General features: G+C 71.0%; 12 protein-coding genes. 5 read left to right on the top strand and 7 right to left on the bottom strand.

The window, feature by feature from the left end:
* Window positions 1-23: 23 nt before the first annotated feature.
* From CBM2586_RS17315 to CBM2586_RS17305, 3 genes are all read right to left on the bottom strand, one after another.
* Window positions 24-1,769 (bottom strand): putative 2-aminoethylphosphonate ABC transporter permease subunit, encoded by a 1,746-nt coding sequence (locus tag CBM2586_RS17315; protein ID WP_115688875.1) that lies wholly within the window; start codon window positions 1,767-1,769, stop codon window positions 24-26.
* Window positions 1,766-2,878 (bottom strand): putative 2-aminoethylphosphonate ABC transporter ATP-binding protein, encoded by a 1,113-nt coding sequence (locus CBM2586_RS17310; RefSeq protein WP_115665792.1) that lies wholly within the window; start codon window positions 2,876-2,878, stop codon window positions 1,766-1,768. The genes CBM2586_RS17315 and CBM2586_RS17310 overlap by 4 nt, the downstream gene beginning before the upstream one ends.
* A 126-nt stretch (window positions 2,879-3,004) precedes the next feature.
* Window positions 3,005-6,205, bottom strand: coding sequence for a bifunctional diguanylate cyclase/phosphodiesterase (locus CBM2586_RS17305; protein ID WP_115688873.1), 3,201 nt, complete (start codon window positions 6,203-6,205; stop codon window positions 3,005-3,007).
* A gap of 260 nt (window positions 6,206-6,465) precedes the next feature.
* On the opposite strand from CBM2586_RS17305, the gene CBM2586_RS17300 reads away from it, so the two are divergent.
* On the top strand, window positions 6,466-8,472 hold the full coding sequence (locus CBM2586_RS17300) for a sensor domain-containing diguanylate cyclase (protein WP_115665794.1): 2,007 nt from the start codon (window positions 6,466-6,468) through the stop codon (window positions 8,470-8,472).
* Here CBM2586_RS17300 and CBM2586_RS17295 read toward each other — a convergent pair.
* Window positions 8,466-8,840 (bottom strand): hypothetical protein, encoded by a 375-nt coding sequence (locus tag CBM2586_RS17295; protein ID WP_062804036.1) that lies wholly within the window; start codon window positions 8,838-8,840, stop codon window positions 8,466-8,468. The two genes, CBM2586_RS17300 and CBM2586_RS17295, sit on opposite strands and share 7 nt — an antisense overlap.
* Window positions 8,841-9,164: 324 nt before the next feature.
* Here CBM2586_RS17295 and CBM2586_RS17290 point away from each other — a divergent pair, with 324 nt between their 5' ends.
* The gene (locus tag CBM2586_RS17290; protein WP_012354956.1) at window positions 9,165-9,515 is read left to right on the top strand and encodes a four-helix bundle copper-binding protein; all 351 of its coding nucleotides are present in this window, start codon (window positions 9,165-9,167) and stop codon (window positions 9,513-9,515) included.
* 12 nt (window positions 9,516-9,527) lie between these two features.
* On the opposite strand, the gene CBM2586_RS17285 is transcribed toward CBM2586_RS17290, so the two are convergent.
* On the bottom strand, window positions 9,528-10,415 hold the full coding sequence (locus tag CBM2586_RS17285) for a LysR family transcriptional regulator (RefSeq protein WP_115688871.1): 888 nt from the start codon (window positions 10,413-10,415) through the stop codon (window positions 9,528-9,530).
* A gap of 138 nt (window positions 10,416-10,553) precedes the next feature.
* On the opposite strand from CBM2586_RS17285, the gene fumC reads away from it, so the two are divergent.
* The gene (fumC, locus tag CBM2586_RS17280; RefSeq protein ID WP_115688869.1) at window positions 10,554-11,960 is read left to right on the top strand and encodes a class II fumarate hydratase; all 1,407 of its coding nucleotides are present in this window, start codon (window positions 10,554-10,556) and stop codon (window positions 11,958-11,960) included.
* 59 nt (window positions 11,961-12,019) lie between these two features.
* On the opposite strand, the gene CBM2586_RS17275 is transcribed toward fumC, so the two are convergent.
* A complete protein-coding gene (locus CBM2586_RS17275) occupies window positions 12,020-12,790 on the bottom strand; it encodes a ferredoxin--NADP reductase (protein WP_115665798.1) in 771 nt (256 codons plus the stop codon).
* A gap of 258 nt (window positions 12,791-13,048) precedes the next feature.
* Between CBM2586_RS17275 and CBM2586_RS17270 the strand changes: the two genes are divergently transcribed.
* Entirely contained in the window at window positions 13,049-13,798 is a 750-nt protein-coding gene (locus CBM2586_RS17270; protein WP_115688867.1) for an SDR family oxidoreductase, read from the top strand.
* A 16-nt stretch (window positions 13,799-13,814) separates the two neighbouring features.
* Here the strand turns inward: CBM2586_RS17270 and CBM2586_RS17265 are convergent, their stop codons facing one another.
* On the bottom strand, window positions 13,815-14,156 hold the full coding sequence (locus CBM2586_RS17265) for a hypothetical protein (protein WP_111520887.1): 342 nt from the start codon (window positions 14,154-14,156) through the stop codon (window positions 13,815-13,817).
* 303 nt (window positions 14,157-14,459) lie between these two features.
* Between CBM2586_RS17265 and CBM2586_RS17260 the strand changes: the two genes are divergently transcribed.
* Window positions 14,460-15,386 carry a LysR family transcriptional regulator gene (locus CBM2586_RS17260; RefSeq protein ID WP_115665800.1) on the top strand — a complete coding sequence of 309 codons (927 nt, stop codon included), beginning with the start codon at window positions 14,460-14,462 and terminating at the stop codon, window positions 15,384-15,386.
* Window positions 15,387-15,443: the final 57 nt, after the last annotated feature.

The raw sequence follows: 15,443 nt of genomic DNA, 5'->3' as shown, positions 1-15,443 counted from the left end.
GTGTGTTGCGCAGCTCAGCGGGATCACGGAACGGATACGGCTCCGCCGGCGCGCCAGCGCTGCGCGCGGCGCAGCCAGCCGGCCGAGAGCGCGTGCAGCAACAGCGCCGCCAGCACGGCGGTCAGCAGGATCAGCGTCGACATCGCCGCGGCGGGCGCGGTATCGCCGGCATCGTCCATGTTCAGCACCGAGATCGCGGCCAGCACGGTGTCGGGGCTGTACAGGAAGATCACCGCCGAGACCGTGGTCATCGACGACACGAACAGGTAGCGGAAAATGTCGAGCAGCGCCGGCAGGCACACCGGCACGGTCACGCGCCAGCACGTCAGCAGCGGCGCCACGCCCAGCGACAGCGCGGCGGCCTCGAACTCCTGGTCGAGCTGGCGCAGCGCCGCGGCAGCGGTCAGGTGGCCGGTGGTGTAGCAGTGCGCGACATTGCACAGCACCAGCAGCGCCATGGTCCCGTACAGCGGGTGCAGCGGATTGCCGGGCGCGTTGAAGAAAAACACATAGCCCAGCCCCAGCACCAGGCCCGGCACCGCCATCGGCAGCAGGAAGCCCGCGCGCAGCACGCCATGCAGCCACGCGGGGCCGCGCGTGCGCAGGGTCAGCCAGGCACCGAGGAAGATCGCCACGGTGCCGGCCAGCGCGGTCAGTACGGACAGCTTCAGGCTGTTGCGATAGGCCAGCCAGCCGCCGCCATCCATGTTGTCGAAGTCGTAGTGCGCCAGCGTCAGGCTCAGGTTGTACGGCCACAGCCTGACCAGCGACGCGCCCACCGCGGTGACGACCACCGCCAGCAGCGCGGCGCTGACGGCCAGCACCAGCAGCAGGCAGGCGCTGTCGCGGCCGCGCTCGGGCGCCGGCACGTAGACCTGGGCGCGGCTGCCCAGCTGCGTGCGCTGGCGCCGCTGCAGCGCCATGTCGACGGCAAAGGTCAGCAGCGCGGGCGCCAGCAGCAGCATGCCGATCAGCGCGCCGCGGTCGAACTGCTGCTGCCCCACCACGGCCTTGTAGGCCTCGAGCGCCAGCACCGGGTAGCCGCCGCCCACCACCTTGGGCACGCCAAAGTCCGTGATCACCAGCGTCAGCACCAGGCAGGCCGCGGCGAACAGGCCCTGGCGCGCGCCCGGCAGCGTCACGGTGCGGAAGGTGCGCCACGGGCCGGCGCCCATGGCGCGCGCCGCTTCATAGAGGCGCGCATCGGCCAGTGACAGCGTCGCCACCAGCACCATCAGCGCGTGCGGGAAGGTGTAGAAGGCCTCGCCCAGCACGATGCCCCAGAAGCCGTAGATGCCGCCCGGGCCGAAGGCGTCGCGGAAGATGCCCTGGTTGCCGAACAGGTAGACCAGCGCGATCGCCGGCAGCAGCGACGGCGCGAACAGCGGCAGCAGCGCAATGCCGCGCCACAGCGGCCGCAGCGCGATGCAGGAGCGCTGCAGCGCATAGGCAAAGCCGAACGCCGGCGGCACCACCAGCGCCACCACCGTCAGCGACACCGCCACGCTGCGGCCCAGCAGCGGCAGGAAGTTGGGGCCGGACACCAGCGCGGCCAGGCGCGCGCCCAGCACCCACTGGCCGGCGCCGTCGAACCAGGCCTGGCGGAACAGCGCCAGCAGCGGCAGCAGCAGGCCGACGGCAAGCCCGGCCAGCCACAGCCACTTCATCGCCGCGGGCGCGCCGTGCGCCAGCCGCGCGGCCAGTCCGGTGCCGTGCTGCCGGCACGCCGGTGCCTGCGCCGGCAGCAAGGCGGTGGCGGCGCGCATCATGCGAATCCCCGCAGCGCCGGCGCCGGCAGCGCGATCCAGAACTTGTGCCCGCCGGGCTCCGGCAGCCGGTGCCGCGCCTCGCGCGCCACCTCGGCAAACAACGTCAGGCCGGGCAGGCGGTCGGCTTCCAGCGCCAGGCGGTAGCGGTTGCCGAGGTAGGTCTGGTCGACCACGCGCGCCAGCAGCCGGTTGGGCTCGGCGGGGTCCGGGTCCAGCCGCACGGCCTCCGGGCGGCAGCACAGCCGGCGGGCGCCAGCCAGCGGCTGCGGCGCGTCGACCTGCAACTCGAGCGCCTGGCTGCCTTCGCCAATCGTGAAGCGCCCGCCCGGCGCGCCGTGCCCGGGCAGCCAGTTGGCCTGCCCGACAAAGCCGGCGACGAAGGCCGACGCCGGCTGCTCGTAGATCTCGGCGGGGGTGCCCGCCTGCACGATGCGCCCGCCATCCATCACGGCGATGCGGTCGGCCATGGTCATGGCCTCTTCCTGGTCGTGCGTGACCATCACGGTGGTGATGTTCAGGCGGCGCTGCAGCTGGCGCAGCTCCACGCGCAGATGCTCGCGCACGCGTGCATCGAGCGCGGACATCGGCTCATCCAGCAACAGCAGCGACGGCGCCGGCGCCAGTGCGCGCGCCATCGCCACGCGCTGCTGCTGGCCGCCCGAGAGCTGCCCGGGAAACTTGCCTTCGCTGCCGGCCAGGCCGACCAGGTCGAGCATCTCGGCCACGCGCGCGTCGCGGCGCGCGCCCCCCATGCCGCGCCCGTGCAGGCCGTAGGCGACGTTCTGCGCCACGGTCAGGTTGGGGAACAGCGCGTAGGACTGGAACAGGATGCCGTAGTCGCGTGCCTGCGGCGGCAGGCCCGTCAGCTCGCGCGCGCCGGCGTGGATGCGGCCGGCGTCCTCGCGCTCCAGTCCGGCGATGATGCGCAGCAGGGTGGTCTTGCCGCAGCCGGACGGGCCCAGCAGGCACAGCAGCTCGCCCTGCCCCACCGACAGCGACACGCCGTCCAGCGCAAGGAAGCCGCCGGAGCCGCCCGAGCCGCCAAAGCGCTTGCTGACCTGCTCCACGGCCAGGAACGCCCTGCCCTGCGTTGGCTTGCCTGCCTGCATCACCGAACCTCCGTTGCATCTCGATCGAACCGGCCGCCAGCATAGGCAGCGCAGATGCCAGCCATATGGCAGATCGGCAAAGTATTTCGATGGAGGTATCGGGGGATTTGGGATGCGGCGCGCGAGTCAGGCCCGTTGCGGTGTGGAGGCGCTGGGCGCGCTATCTGTGTCCGGCACCGGCAGCGGCTTGCGCAGCACTTCGCGCAGCGCCTGCTGCGGCACGCCCTGGCTGAACAGGAAGCCCTGCAGTCCGTCGCATCCCTGCGCGCGCAGGAAGGCGAACTGCGCCGCGGTCTCCACCCCTTCGGCGATCACCTTGAGATGCAGCTGGTGGCCCAGCGCGATGATGGCCGCGGCCACGGCCTGGTCGTGGCCCGGCGTGGCCACGCCGTCGACGAAGGACTTGTCGATCTTGAGCCGGCTGATCGGCAGCCGGGTCAGGTAGTTGAGTCCGGAATAGCCGGTGCCGAAATCGTCGATCGACAGCCCCACGCCCAGCTCGCGCAGGCGACGGAAGGTCTCGATGGTGGTCTCGCCGCCATCGACCAGGATGCCCTCGGTGACTTCGATCACCAGCCCCTGCGGCGGCAGGCCGGCCTGCCGCAGGCAGCGCGCCACGGTGTCGGGGAAATCGGCCTGGCGCAGCTGCAGCGGCGAGATATTGACCGCCACCTCGAGCTCGCGGCCCAGTTCCGTGCGCAGCGCCTGGATCTCGCGGCAGGCGGTGGCCAGCGCCCATTCGCCCAGCGGCACCACCAGGCCGCTCTGCTCGGCAATGGGGATGAACTCGGCCGGCTGCATCACGCCGCGCTCCGCGGTCTCCCAGGTGATCAGCGCCTCGACCGCGGGAATGGTCAGCGTGGCGGTATCGACGATCGGCTGGTAGCGCAGCCGGAATTCGTTGCCGGCCAGCGCGCGCCGCAGCAGGCCTTCGATGGTGAAGCGCGTCAGCGAGGCCTCGGCCATGGCGCTGGCAAAGCGGCACAGGCGCGCGCGCCCGCCCTGCTTGGCGGCGTAGACCGCGGAGTCGGCGGACTTGAGAAGCTCGGTCAGCGTGTCGCCGTCGTCGGGGAACACCGCCATGCCGATCGACGGCGTCACGCGCAGGCGCTGGCCGCCGGCCAGCAGCTCTTCATTGACGCGCGCCTGGATCTTGGCGGCGATCAGTTCGGCCTCGCTGTCGTGGCGCAGGCCGCCCAGCACCACGCCGAACTCGTCGCCGCCCATGCGCGCCACCAGGTCGCCCTGGCGCACCGTGCCCTTGATGCGGTCGGCCATGGTGCGCAGCACGTCGTCGCCCACGGGGTGGCCGAGCGAATCGTTGATGCGCTTGAAGTGGTCCAGGTCGAGCAGCAGCAGCGCCACGCGCTCGCCGCGCGTGCGCGCGTGCAGCAGCAAGGCCTGGGCGCGCTCGCTCAGCTCGGCACGGTTTGGCACGCCGGTGAGCGGATCGTGCAGCGCCAGGTGGCGGATGTACTCGTCCACGCGCAGGCGCTCGGTCAGGTCGTAGCCGAGCGCCTGGTAGCCGGGCGACGGCGCGCCGGTTGCAGTCACCGGCAAGGCGGACACCGCCAGCCGCACCGGCATGCGCGAGCCGCCCTTGCGCACCCAGGTCCATTCGCGTTCATCGGTCAGCCCCAGCCGCGGCTTGGCCAGCAGCGCGGGCAGGCCCGCCGGCACCGGCGCGCCCAGCTCGGCGCCGAGCGCGCGCGCATGCTCGGCCAGTTCGGCGGCGACATGCAGGCCGGTCATGGGCATGTGGCCGACCAGTTCGGCGCTGCTGTACCACAACATGCGCTGGCCGGCCGCGTTGATGCCGGTGATCAGGCCGTGCTCGTCGAAGGTGATGACGCAGAAGGCGGCGTGGTCGAGCAGGCCGGCGTAGCGCGCCGCCTGCATCGCGGCGGCCTCCTGCGCGCGCCGCTCGGGCGCGAGGTCGGTGACCGCCCACAGCCAGTGCGACGCCGCACCTTCGCCGGCGGACAGGCGCGCGGCGCTGACGCGCAGCGCAAAGCTGTCGCCGTCGGCACGCACGCCGGCCAGTTCGCGGTGGATCGCCGAACTCGCCGCGGCGTCGGCGGGCACCACGCCGGTGGCGCCGGGGACCAGCGCGTCCAGGCCGCGCCCGGCCAGGCGCGTGGCCTCGGTGCCGAACAATTGCCCGGCGCGCTCGCTGGCGCGCACCACCACGCCCTGCGCATCGGTCACGACGAAGCCGTCGGCGGACTGCGCCAGGCAGGCCTGCAGCATGGCGCTGTCGTCTTCCCAGGCGTGCACGGCCCGTGCCTCGCGCTGGCGCGCGGCGCGGCCCTGGCGCGCCAGCGCATAAGTCAGCCATGCCAGCAGCAGTGTCGCCAGCGCACCCGTGGACGCGGCCAGCAAGGCGGGCCGCGTCCCATGCGCGGCCTCGAAGGCCGGGCGGGTGGCGGCGCGCAGCGTCCAGCTGCGGCCGCCATAGTGGAACTGGCGCTCGCCCCGCAGCAGCGGGGCGCTGCCGTCTTCGCGCAGCTCGCCTTCGGTGGGGCCGCCCGACAGCAGCGCGCCGGCGGCGGCAGGGCCGCCCTCGTGCAGCGACAGCTCGAGTTCGTTCGACGCCGCGGCCCCGACCGCGTGCATCAGGTCGCCCAGCCGCAATGACAGGTAGACGTAGCCGAGCACGGCCTCGCGCCGTTGCGCCACCGTGCTGAGCGCGGCACCGCCGCCGTAGACCGGCAGGAACACCAGCGCGCCGCGCTGGCGTGCCACGGCCTCGGCCTCGGCCTCGCGGATCGGGTCCAGGCCGGCGCTCAGGCGCGGCTCGCCGCTGTCGCGCGCGGCCTCGAGCGCGGCCCGGCGGGTGGGCTCGGAGAGCATGTCGAAACCCGCCACGCGCATGCTGCGCCCGTCCAGCGGATCGATGTAGAGGATGGGCGCGTATAACTCGCGCGCGCCGGCGGGATGGATGGTGTAATCGGCAAGGCCGTCGGCGCGGGCGGCCTGCACCAGCCGCGGTGCCTGCCTGGGCGTGGCGAGCGGTGCGTAGCCGATGGCCTGGGTGCCGGCCGGCAGGTCGTCGCGCTGCGCGGTATAGAGGTAGTTGCGCCATTGCGCGCGCGAGGCGCCGGGATTGGCCGTCATCACCGCGGCCACGCCGCGCAGCAGCCGTTCGTTCTCCAGCATGCGCTCGCGCAATGCGCTGCCGGCTTGCGCCAGCAGCGCGTCGAAGTGCTGCTGGGCGGCGCGGCGCTCGAGCCGGTCGGCCTGCAGCCATGCCCCCGCCGTCAGCAGCGTGCCGCCGGCCGCGACCAGCAAGGACAACAGGGCGGGAGAAAGCGAAGTCAGTCTCATGGTCGCTGGGTTCCGGCATGCGGCAGGGGCCCGGCCCCTGGCAGGCATGCCGCCACGCGGTCAGCCTTCGCCTTAGCGCGGGACTATACCGTGGCGCAGGCAGCGCGCACAGCCCCGCCGCGGCATGGCAACGGCTGCGGGGAAATGCCGGATGCCCCACCAAGGCAGGGGTATGGTAGGGTTGCACCCGAGACTCGACCTGCAGTTTGCGACAAGCCTGCGCTGTTCCCCGCTGCCCTTGCGCCCCCACTGCACACGACATGCCCGTTTACACGCCCACGCTGAAAGCGCGCATTGCGATCATCACCACCGTGCTGGCCGCGGTGTTCGGCACCGGCATCATACTGATCGCCCTGTATGACGCCCACAGCGATCTGCACGATGCGCTCGAGGGCCAGCAGGATTCCGTGGTCAAGCTGACCGCCAACCAGCTCGACACGGCCATGAACGACCGCATCCAGCTGCTGTCGCACCAGGCCGGCCAGCTCGGCGGCCTGCTGGCGCAGGCGCATGGCGCCGCGGCGCGGCAGCGCGCGCTGCAGGCGCTGTCCGCCGCGATCCCGGTGCCGGCGGCATTCAACGCGCTGCTGGTCGCGGACCAGCACGGCAATGTCCTCAGCGACCTGGGCGACGGTGCCGAAGTCAGCGACCGCGCCTACTTCCGCGAGGCCGCGCGCACGCTGGCGCCGGTGGTATCGCCGCCGATCCGCTCGCGCGCCAGCGGCCAGATGGGCGTGCTGGTGGCGGTGCCGGTGCTGTCGCCGCAGCGCGGCTTCCTGGGCCTGGTGGGCGGATGGCTGGACCTCTCCAGCGCCAATTTCCTGGTCGACATCCTGCACAACCGGCTCGGCACCACCGGCTACTACTGCCTGGTATCGGCCGGTCGCGAACCGGTCTACGTGCGCCATCCCGATCCCGCCCAGGCACGCCAGCCGGCCCGGCCCGTGGCCGACACCTGCGGCGAGGACGACAGCCCCGCGCCGCTGGAATTCCTGACGCCGGCGCGGCCGGTGATTGCGCGCTACCTGATGTCGAGCACCGGCTGGGAACTGGTGGCGCTGCTGCCGGCGCGCGAGGCTTACGCGCCGCTGCGGCAGATGCAGCAGCGCTTCCTCGGCATGGCTGGGGTGGCGATGGCCGGGGTGGCGCTGCTGATCTGGCTGGCAGTGCGGCGCCAGCTGGCGCCGCTGTCGCGCCTGCACCGGGTGGTGCTGGCCAGCGCCAACGACCTGTCCGCGTTCGAGCGCCTGCCCACGCGCCAGCAGCGCGACGAGATCGGTGACCTGACGCGCGCCTTCATCAAGCTGATGCGCGACGTGCGCGAGCGCCGCCAGGCGCTGGACCGCAGCGAGCGGCGGCTGCGCGCGGTGACCGACACGCTGCCGTCGCTGCTGGCCTTTGTCGACACCGAAGCGCGCTATGTCTTCAACAACCTGGCCTATGAGCGGGTGTTCGGCCTGAAGCCGGAACAACTGCGCGGCAGGCCGATGCGCGAGGTCCTCGGCGAGGCGCGCTTCGCGCGCGTGCGGCCGTTCCTGGAACGGGCGCTGGCCGGCAGCGCGGTCACCTTCGAAACCGAGGACGAGGGCTCCGACTACCATTGCATGGAAACCAGCCTGCGCCCGGAATGGAGCGCCGACGGCAGCGAAGTGGTCGGCGTGCATGTCCACGTGCAGGACATCACCCAGCGCAAGCTCGAGACCCGGCGCCTGGCGCGCATGTCGCGCACCGACCACCTGACGCAGCTGCTCAACCGCAGCGCCTTCGAAGGGCAGCTGCACGCAGCCATGGCGCGCAGCCGCGACGAAGGCACGCTGATGGCGCTGCTGTATCTGGACATGGACCGCTTCAAGGCGGTCAACGATATCCACGGCCACGCCGCCGGCGACCTGCTGCTGCAGGACTTCGCCCAGCGCGTGCGCGACTGCGTGCGCGACAGCGATACCGTGGCGCGGCTGGGCGGCGACGAGTTCGCCGTGGTGCTGGAAGACCTGCCGCAGCCCGCCGCCGCGCGCCGGGTCGCGCAAGCGATCCTGCAGGCGATGGATGTTCCGTTCAGCTTCGAGGGCGTGCGCGCCGACGTCGATGTCAGCATCGGCGTGGCGCTGTACCGCGGCGGCCCGGCGCAGGACCACGAGCTGATGCGGCTCGCGGACGTGCTGCTATACCGGGCCAAGGGCGCGGGCCGCGGCCGCTACGAGATCGGCCCGCCCGAGCTGGCCGACGCACCCGGCCCGCAGCACGCGCGGCCTTCCGCGGCTCAGTGAAGCGTGCCCGCGGGCTTGTCCGGCACCGCGCCGGCCGCGCCCTCGGGCTCGAACGGCACGTGGCGGCCGTCGCTGGACTGGTAGCCGAGCTGGGCATCGGCGCCGAGCATCTTTTCCCAGGCGATCATGGCCTGGGCGACGGCCTCGGGCGCGCCCTTGAACACCACCACGTCGTTGCCGCAGTTCGGGCATTCGCCGCCGAACACCGCGTCGATGCCGGGCAGGCCCGGCACGTCGAGCGCGTCGAACTGCGCGAAGGCGGTCTTGCAGTGCCCGCAGACCAGCTGGGCGGGGCGCAAGGCCTCGATCTTTGCGCGTGCCTGTGCCGCACGCTCCTCGGGAGTACCCCGCCGTTTTGCCTCGCCCATGATGTCCTTCCTTCCCCGTGCTGCCGGTGTGTGTGTTTGCAGCGGCCGGCCGCCTTGGCCGGTGCCGTGCCTGTTAGATGCGCAATGCGGGCCGGTGGTGCCCCGGACCGTGGCGCAGGTGACGGCTGCGATGCCTGAGTGCCGGCGCCTGCGTGCCGCGCTTACCCGGCATTGTAACCAGCGCTGCGCAGCAAATACCGGGCCGACAGGAAGCTGCAGCGCCTGCTATTGTGGATAACGATGCCCGGTGCGGGCGCGGATGCGCCGCCTGCCGCACTGCGGGCATGCCGGTTCCATCCACCTACCCCCGAAGGAGGACGTTCCATGATCCGACCCACCGTGCAGGAAAACGCCGCCCGCTACGCCGACTGCATTGCCGCCTGCAATGCCGCGGCGGCGGCCGCCCTCAAGTGCGCGGCCGCCTGCCTGGAAGAACAGGACGTGCGCAAGATGGCGCGCTGCATTGCGCTGGACATGGATTGCGCCGGCATCGCCCAGCTGGCCGCCTCGTACATGCTGCGCAACAGCGAGTTCGCGCCGCTGGTGTGCGAGGACTGCGCCGAGGTCTGCAAGTGGTGCAAGGAGGAATGCGAGCGCCATGATGCCGAGCACTGCCAGGAATGCGCACGCGCCTGCGCGGTGTGCATGGAGCAGTGCCTGAAAATGACGGCGTAGCGCCAGCGGAACTCAGTCGGCCGCGCCGCTGGCGCGCACCGGCGGCGTGTCCGCCAGCGCGGCGAAGGCATCGATCAGCCGTGCGCCGCGCCGCTCGCGCAGGCAATACAGGTATTCGTGCAGGCACGGCGCGGCATCGGTGAAGCCCAGCACGCGCAGGTCAGGATGGCTCGGCACCTCGTGCCGGGCGATCACCGAAACGCCCAGGTTGCGGATCACCGCTTCGCGGATCGACTCACGGCTGCCGATTTCCATCTGCGCCGCGGGGCTGACGCGCGCCTGCGCCAGCATGTCCTCGGTGGCGATGCGGGTGGTCGATCCCAGCTCGCGCGTCAGCAGCCGGCAGCCCGCCAGCGCGCTCACCGGCACTTCGCTACGCCCGGCGAGCGCATGGGTGCGATGCACCACCAGCATCAGCGGATCCACCCCCAGCAGCATGCGCGAAAGGCGCGCGTCGTCGACGCGCTGCGACGAGGTGGCGAGATCGACGCGGTACTCCTGCAGCGCCTCCAGCACCTCCTGCGAATTGCCGGTGACCACGCTCACGTCGATCGCCGGGAACCGGTCGCTGAAGCGGCGGATCAGTTCCAGCACGTAGTAAGGCGCGGTGGCGCCCACGCGCAGGCTGCCGGTGCGCAGGTCGCCCGAATGGCGCAGGAAGAAATCGATCTCGGTTTCCTGCTGCACCAGCGCCTCGACCCGCGGCAGCAGCGCCAGCCCCGCGTCGGACAGCGCCAGCCGGCGCCCGCCGCGGTGGAACAGCTCGACCCCATAGGCCTCTTCCAGCGCGCGGATCTGCGCGGTGATGGTGGGCTGCGACAGGCCCAGGCGCTTGGCCGCCTGCGTGACGCTGCCGATGCGGGCCACCATGAAGAAGGATTTGAGCTGGGCGATGAGCATGCGGCGGGAAGATGTCGCGAACGCCGGCAACGCGGCAAGACGGCGGCACGCGGGCGCTCGCCATGGCGAAGCGTTATTCTAATGGACCGCACCACGCCCTCCGGCCCAGCCGCCCGCCGCCTTGCCAAGGAGTAGCCCATGCCAGACCCGTCCACCACCGCCACCCGCATTGAAAAAGACAGCCTGGGCGACGTGCCCGTGCCCGCCGGCCATCTGTGGGGAGCGCAGACCGAACGCTCGCGCCAGAATTTCCGCATCGGCACCGAGAAGATGCCGCCCGCGCTGATCGAGGCCTTTGCCATCCTGAAGCTGTGCGCGGCGCGCGCCAACGGCGAACTGGGCGTGCTGCGGCCCGAACTGGCGCAGGCCATCGAGCAGGCCGCCGCCGAGGTGATCGAAGGCCGCTGGCCCGAAGAGTTCCCGCTGTCGGTCTGGCAGACCGGCTCCGGCACGCAGACCAACATGAACCTGAACGAGGTCATCGCCAACCGCGCCATCCAGTTGCTCGGCGGCGAGGTCGGCAGCAAGACCCCGGTGCATCCCAACGACCACGTCAACGCCAGCCAGTCGTCCAACGACAGCTTTCCCACCGCGATGCACATCGCCGCCACGCGCGCGGTCCAGCAGCAACTGCTGCCCGCGCTGGAGCAGTTGCAGCAGACCTTCGCGCGCAAGGTCGAGGCCTTTGCCGATATCGTCAAGGTGGGCCGCACGCACCTGCAGGACGCGGTGCCGCTGACCCTGGGGCAGGAGTTCTCCGGCTACATGGCGCAGGTGGCCGATGCGCAGTCGCGCCTGCAGCAGGCCATGCTGCGCGCGATGCCGGTGGCGCAGGGCGGCACCGCGGTAGGCACCGGCCTGAACGCGCCGCACGGCTTTGCCGCGGCCTTTGCGCGCGCGCTGGCCGACTACACCGGCCTGCCGTTCGAGCCCGCGCCCAACCGCTATGCGCTGCAGGCCGCGCACGACGCGCTGGCCGACCTGTCGGGCGCGCTCAACACCACCGCCTCGTCATTCCTGAAGATCGCGCGCGACTTCATGCTGCTCGGCTCCGGCCCGCGCGCCGGCTTTGCCGAGCTGGTGCTGCCGGCCAACGAGCCGGGCTCGTCGATCATGCCGGGCAAGGTCAACCCGACCCAGGCCGAGGCGCTGGCGATGGTGTGCTGCCGCGTGATCGGCAACCACACCACGGTGACGCTGGCGAACGGACTGGGCACGCTGGAGCTGAACGCCTACAAGCCGGTGATCATCTACAGCCTGCTGCAATCGGTGAGCCTGCTGGCGGGCGCGGCTTCGAGCTTTGCCGAGCACATGGTCGAGGGGGTCGAGGCCGATCGCGCGCGCATCGCCGAACTGCTGGAGCGCTCGCTGATGCCGGTGACCGCGCTCAATCCGCATATCGGCTACGACCGCGCCGCGGAGATCGCCAAGCTGGCGGTCAAGCGCAACCTGTCGCTGCGCGAGGCGGCGATCGCCTCGGGGCATGTCACCGAGGCGCAGTTCGCCGAGTGGATCGACCTGAAGGGGATGACGCGCGAGGTGTAGCGCGCGGATACAACCAAGGCGCCCGGCGCGGCATCGCTGCGCGCCGGGGCGGGCCGGCCTCAGCCGACGAAAGCCTTTTCCAGCACGAAATGGCCGGGGTGGCTCATATTGCCTTCGGCAAAGCCGCGCGCTTCCAGGATCGCGCGCACGTCCTTCAGCATATCGGGGCTGCCGCACAGCATGATGCGGTCGTTCTCGGTCGAGAACGGCGCCGTGTCCAGGCGCTCGAACAGCTCGCCCGAGGCGATCAGGTCGGTGATGCGGCCGCGGTTGTCGAACTCTTCGCGCGTCACGGTCGGGAAGTACACCAGCTTTTCGCGCACCAGTTCGCCCAGATGCTCGTGCTGCGGCAGGTGCTCCTGGATCAGCTCGCGGTAGGCCAGCTCTTCGACGAAGCGGCAGGTGTGGGTCAGCACGACCTTGTCGTAGCGCTCGTAGACGTCGGGGTCGCGGATGATCGACAGGAACGGCGCCAGGCCGGTGCCGGTGGCGAGCAGCCACAGGGTCTTGCCGGGCAGCAGATTGTCGACCAGCAGGGTGCCGGTCGGCTTCTTGCCGACGTAGATCTGGTCGCCTTCGCGCAGGTGCTGCAGGCGCGAAGTCAGAGGGCCGTCGGGCACCTTGATGCTGAAGAATTCCAGCGTTTCTTCGTAGTTGGCGCTGGCGATGCTGTAGGCGCGCAGCAGCGGGCGGCCGTTCACTTCCAGGCCGACCATGGCGAACTGGCCGTTTTCAAAGCGGAAACCGGGGTCGCGCGTGCAGGTGAAGCTGAAAAGGGTGTCGGTCCAGTGATGGACGGAAAGGATGGATTGCTGGTTGAGATTGCTCATGGCAAGACGCGGAATGCAGCGCAACGGCGCGCCAAAAATCGGCTGGGAAGGAAGCGATCTTAACGCAAGGCTCCGCTCGGCGCAGGCGGTGCCTGCAACGCCAGCAAGGGATTAGCCGTGAATCCGGGCCTGGTGAGCCGGATCCGTCACGCCCTGGATTGTTGATCGACCTTGTCTAATCCTTTCGCGCTGCGCCCATTTATCCAGCGAACGCCAACATCCATCATGCAGCCATTCCCACCCCACCAGGAAACTGCCATGACCTCCCTTCCCGCTACCTCACGCCGTGCCGCGCTCGTCACCGGCGCCTCGCGCGGCATTGGCCGCGCCATCGCCTTGCGGCTTGCCGCCGACGGCTTTGACGTCGTCGTCGGCTATGCCGGCAACGCCGCCCGCGCCGAAGAATCCGTCGCGGCGGCACGCGCGGCCGGGGCCAACGCGATCGCCGTCCAGGGCGACGTGGCGCAGGCGCCCGACGTGGCGCGCCTGTTCGATGCCGCGCAACAGGCCTTCGGCCGGCTCGACGTGGTGGTCAACAGCGCCGGCATCATGCCGATGGCGCCGGTGGCGCCGGCCGGCATCGACGCCTTTGACCAGACCCTCGCCACCAACCTGCGCGGCGCCTTCCTGGTGCTGGGCCAGGCCGCGGCTCGGCTGGGCCAGGGCGGACGCATCATCGCGCTGTCGACCAGCGTGATTGCGCGCGCCTTCCCGGGCTACGGGCCGTACATCGCGGCCAAGGCCGGCGTCGAAGGGCTGGTGCGGGTACTGGCCAACGAGCTGCGCGGCCGCGGCATCACCGTCAACGCGGTGGCGCCGGGGCCGGTCGCGACCGACCTGTTCTTCGACGGCAAGTCAGAGGAGCAGGTGGCGCAGCTGGCAAAACTGGCGCCGCTGGAGCGCCTCGGCACACCGGACGACATCGCCGCGGCGGTGGCCTTCCTGGCGGGGCCGGACGGTGCGTGGGTCAATGCGCAGGTACTGCGCGCCAATGGCGGCTATGCCTGAAGCCGACGTCCCGGCTTCACCCGCCGGGGGTGAGCGCGCCGGACAGTTCGCAGCGCTGGCGCGCCAGCGCTTCGCGCGAGTAGCCGTGGCGCACGCGCAGCTGGTGCTCGACGGCGTCGGCCTGGTCCAGGCACGCGAACACCAGGTCGTCCTTGACGCGTTGTGACACGCCCTTCAGGCGCGGCGCCTCGTACGCGACCTGGCGCGCGCGGCAGCGCAGGAACAGCAGGGTTTCCTGGGAAGCGATGATCAGCTGGTCATGCTCGATCCGCTTGCAGTCGACCAGATCCTGGGCGGAGGCGCTGGCGCCGGCAAAGAACAAAGGCAGGCACAGCCATCGGCGCAACGAGCGGTGCATGGCAAACGGGGGCGCAGTAGGCCAGTTGAGGGTACGGCTCGAATCATTGCCCAGACCCGCGCACAGTGCAAGCCGCAGTGCGCGCAACAGCGCATTGCGGGGCGCGGGGCCGGACCGTGCCGATCCGGATCCAGGGTCCGGCAAACCGGATCACGCTATGGCCGGCCGGGTTCCTGCGGCATCGCGGCATGCCAGCGGCGGCAGGCCCGGGCGTCGGTTCCTGGCCCGCCCACGCGGGGCCGGCGGCGCCCGGCATGGCAATATACGGGGGCTGTCACCGCCCCCGTCTTCTCCGATTACCCCATGGACCTGAATGCCCTGCGCCTGTTCGTCGACATCGTCGACGCCGGCAACCTGAGCGCGGCCGCGCGCAAGCTCAAGATGACGCGCGCCAATGTCAGCTACCGGCTCAAGGCGCTGGAGGAAGAGCTGGGCGTGCAGCTGCTGCGCCGGACCACGCGCCATGTCGAACCGACGCCGGTCGGCGCGGGGCTGTACGAGCACGGCCGCAATATCCTGGGCGAGGTCGCGGCGGCCAATGCGCTGATCAGCAACATGGGCAAGAGCCTGCAGGGCCATGTGCGGCTGTCGGTGCCGACCGGGCTGGGCCATTCGCTGCTGTCGCCGCTGCTGGTGCGGTTCAAGCAACGATACCCCGACATCACGCTCGACGTGGTGTTCGACAATCGCGTGCACAACCTGGTGTCCGAAGACGTGGAGGTGGCGCTGCGAATCATCTCGACGCCGCCGGATTCGGTGGTGGCCACCGAGATCGGCGCGGTCGACTGGATCGTCTGCGCCGCGCCCGCGTACCTTGCCGGCCACCCTGCGCCGCCGGCACTGGCCGGGCTGCAGTCGCACGCCATCGTGTGCGCGTCGCCGGTGGGCCAGAAGCTCAAGGCGTCGGGCGCGCGCGCGGGCGGCAATGGCAATGACGAGGTGCGCGAACAAGTGGTGCTCGAGCCCACGCTCAGCTCGGAGAATTTCGCCTTCCTGAAAGAGGCGGTGCTGGCCGGCCTGGGCATCGGCATCTTCCCGATCTATGCGATCGGCGCGGAACTCGACAGCGGCGCGCTGGTGCCGCTGCTGGCCGACTACCGCATCAGCGTGTTCGGCAGCAAGCTCTACATGCTGACCATGCCCAACCGCTACCAGACCCTGGCGACACGCTACCTGCTGAATTTCCTGAAGACCGAGCTGCAGGCGGTGTGGCCGCGGCTGCACCGCTAGCAGCGGGCCATCGCCATGGCGCCGGCGCACTATATTAGGAGCACAAGGATAACCGTC

Source organism: Cupriavidus taiwanensis (assembly GCF_900250115.1).
In the GTDB taxonomy this organism is placed as follows: Bacteria; Pseudomonadota; Gammaproteobacteria; order Burkholderiales; family Burkholderiaceae; genus Cupriavidus; species Cupriavidus taiwanensis_B.
This window is presented reverse-complemented; position numbering and strand designations above follow the sequence as displayed.